Annotated in this window: 1 protein-coding gene and 1 pseudogene; one reads left to right on the top strand and one right to left on the bottom strand. The window is 65.1% G+C overall.

Annotated features, from left to right (window positions below):
- A partial coding sequence (locus AC52Q4_RS16635) for an EDSAP-1 family PEP-CTERM protein (protein ID WP_495537912.1) occupies positions 1-495 on the top strand: 495 nt, incomplete at its 5' end.
- A gap of 1237 nt (positions 496-1732) precedes the next feature.
- Here AC52Q4_RS16635 and AC52Q4_RS16630 read toward each other — a convergent pair.
- Positions 1733-2602, bottom strand: a pseudogene (locus AC52Q4_RS16630) (ThiF family adenylyltransferase); the annotation flags it as partial.
- Positions 2603-2644 lie beyond the last annotated feature (42 nt).

Here is a 2644-nt window from a genome sequence, read left to right as displayed (position 1 = left end):
GGCTTTACATTTCAGTTCACAGTGAGTGGTGATGGCTCGTTGGATCTCAGCTTCCTGGCCACGCCCAACCTGCTCGCCCAGATCAACGATCCCACGGCGGCTAATGCGGCGGCGCAGGCTAATCTTTCAACGCAGTTCCAGTTGCGCAATGACGACGGCACGGCAAGCGCACAATGGGCCCCCGATGGCAATGGGCTCGGCTGCGCGACGACAGGGGGGCTCACCTGCACGGAGAATGATGACGACTTTAACCTGAATGGCAACGTCGGCGTCACCACGGATGGCACCAGCGACGCCTTCGCGCCTGGTCAGGGGGCCTTCGGTATCCTGGTCGACGGTCTCTCCGACGGCAACTGGACGTTGGTGTTGAATGCGCAGACCTCGACGCAAACGACTCGCACGGCGGCGGCGGTGCCGGAGCCCGGCATACTCGCACTCTTCGGGATGGGCTTGCTGGGACTCGGCGCGGCCCGCCAGCGGAGCAAGCGCTCGTAAGCAAGCGCTGTATCGCAAGACGAGCCGAAACGGCGGAGAAGGCGCGAGTAATTGCGCCTTATCCGCTTTATTATGCGTCGTCGGTCGCAGTATGCGAGCAACGCAACGAATGCATCGCTCAGGCGAGCGCGCCGCCACCCGCCCATTGCAATTTTTCCAGCGGCAACCGCGTGGATCGCGCTCGGGGCGCGGCGCTCTCGCCGATCCGCCCCATCCAGACCGCATTCTGGGCTGCATCGGCGCCGATCAGTTGCATGAGCTGCTCCGAGATGATCTGCGCCTGCCGAGAGGCACCCGGCTTGGCGGAGAAAGCCACCCCATCGCGGACATACTCCGAGAACACCAGCGGGGTGATTTCCGGCTGCTGGTAGAGCCCGAGCCGGGTGGCGGTGAGCCAGAAGCGTTGCACCGCCTGCCCCGCTCGCACGAAATCGTCCACCTCTCGCGGCGCGTGCTCGGCAACGATCACGTAATGAGCCGCGCAGGCGATCCCGGGAATCCAGTCGTGCTGGACACGCGGGAGGAGCGTGCCGGCGAGATAGCGATTGGCGAAATCGACTCGCTCCCAGCGCTTCATCAGCCGCCGCATGAGTTTCGTGGTCAGCGTGTCGACCCCCAGCGCGGCATCGGGGATGCCGTCCTCGCTGAAGCGCGCGTTCCAACGACTGATTCGTCGATGCACCTCCAAGGACTCGGGAATCGTCAGCCTAATCTTGCTGTTCGTAGAGAGAAGCGCCGCTACACGCAGGCGGTTGCCGAGTCCCTCATGCCAGATCACCTTAAAGGTCGGCGGCAGGCTCGCCTCCAGGGTTTCCCGCTCGTGCGCGGCCAGTGCTCGGGTGCGCATGATCCGGCGCTGAACAGTGCGGGCGCGGATGTAGGGCGCCAGCCGGCTGAGGGCGTGAGACGGCGCGTCCGGGAGATGCACATCGAACGTCGGCGTGCGCTCGGACAGGCCGACCCGGCGGTTGATCTCGGCGCGACGCCCGAACTGAGTGGCCGCAATGGCCAGGGTCTCCAACAGCATCCCGAGCGAGAGTTGGCTCGCGTGGCCTTGCAGGTCGTAGACGGTGTCGTCGCGAGTATCGAAGCCATGCACGACGACATGCCTGTCGTCAATGACCTCGAAGCGCCACGGCTGGGTGTTGTCGCCGCTTGGCGCCCAGCGGGCGAGATCAAGAATGCGCAACGCCGTCGACGTGGCCGTCGCGGAAGCGCGCGGCGCTACGGCGGGCGTTTGCTGTAAGGTCTGTCCGAATCGCCTGCGGGCGATCGCCAGCGCAATTTGTTGGATCGGGTTGCGATTGCCGAATGGACGCCACGTGCGGGCGAGCCGGTTGCGATAGGCATCGACGTGATAGCCGCGCGGGGCGGTGAGGATCTCGCCGCGGCGAAGCAGAATCTTCAGCGCCTCGGTGCCGGTCACACCCGCGCAGAGCTCGCATGCCATGGGGGTCGAAGGGCCGCGGCGCGCGGCAAGATCCACCGCCGAGGGCTCCACCAGATAGCCCATCTGCAGCCGGGCGGGTGAAAGCCCGAGCAGAAACCGCAGATACTGTTCAGGCGGGGCGCAGCTCTCGAGCCGGAAATACTGCTCGAATGTCATTCCGCCCGGCAGGAACGCCAGCATCGCGGTGCCCATGCCGAGCGGTGCGGCCGTGATGGCCGGGATGGCGCGCTCGGCGCAGGCCGCGAAGACCTTGCGCCGGATATCGAGCGCGAAGAAATCGAGGCCGTCGACGTAGAGATCGACGCCGTCGAGAAAATCGCCGAGATTGCCGTCGTTGACCCCGCTGGGGAAGGCGCGGATATCGAGCTCCGGGTTGATGTCCCGGGCCATATCGGCGAGGACGTCGAGCTTCGCGCGCCCCACCGTGGACAGGAAGGCCCCCGCCTGACGGTTGAAGTTCTCCAGCCCGAAGCAGTCCATCTCCGCCAGTGTAAAAGCGCCGATTCCGAGCCGAGACAGCGTGAGCAGGTGACTGCCACCCACACCCCCCAAGCCCGCGATGGCAATGCGTTTGTGGCGAAGGATCGCCTGTTCTTCGTGGGTGATCCAGCCAATGGTTCGGGAGAAGGCGTGATTATAATCGAATCCCCCATTCATGGGCGAGCCTCCATTGCATCTTTGGCCAACACGGCGGCCTTG

Source organism: Nitrococcus sp. (genome assembly GCF_059432795.1).
Note: the sequence above shows the minus strand (reverse complement) of the source record. Positions and strands in the feature narration are given on the sequence as shown.